This is a genomic window from Faecalibacterium sp. DFI.5.82, assembly GCF_029076575.1.
GTDB lineage: Bacteria > Bacillota > Clostridia > Oscillospirales > Ruminococcaceae > Faecalibacterium > Faecalibacterium duncaniae.
Genome location: NZ_JARFIS010000041.1, coordinates 1 through 596, shown reverse-complemented (window position 1 = coordinate 596; position 596 = coordinate 1). Strand labels below are relative to the sequence as shown.

The following is a 596-nucleotide window of genomic DNA, read 5'->3' as shown; positions in this document are numbered from 1 at the left end:
AGACGAAGCAGATGCAGTCGAAGCATTTAACACGGCAAAGCGGATCGAAGGCAGTTCGGAGAAAACCCTGAGCTACTACCGGAAGACGATTGAGGCTCTAATTGCCGGAGTTGGAAAGGCTGCGCGACAGATCACCACAGATGATTTGCGCCGCTATCTGACAAGCTATCAAGTTCAGCGTATGTCGAGCAAAGTGACCATAGACAACATCCGCCGGATACTGTCCAGCTTCTTCTCATGGCTTGAAGATGAGGATTTCATTGTGAAAAGCCCGGTACGCCGTATTCACAAAGTTAAGACTGCACAGGTGGTCAAGGACACCTACACCGATGAAGCGTTAGAGCTGATGCGTGACAACTGCACAACAGCACGGGACTTGGCGATGATTGATCTTATGGCTTCCTCTGGAATGCGTGTTGGTGAGCTGGTCACACTAAACCGCGAAGACATCAACTTCAATGAGCGCGAATGCGTTGTTATCGGCAAGGGTAATAAAGAACGATTGGTCTATTTCGACGCAAGGACGAATATCCACCTTCAAAACTACCTTGAGGGGCGAACGGATGAAAACCCAGCTTTGTTTGTTTCCCTGAAAG

Annotated in this window: 1 protein-coding gene; it reads left to right on the top strand. The window is 49.0% G+C overall.

Features of this window, described 5'->3' with window-relative positions:
* Positions 1-596: phage integrase N-terminal SAM-like domain-containing protein (locus P0G09_RS15455; RefSeq protein WP_275253087.1), on the top strand; the 596-nt coding region annotated here is incomplete at both ends.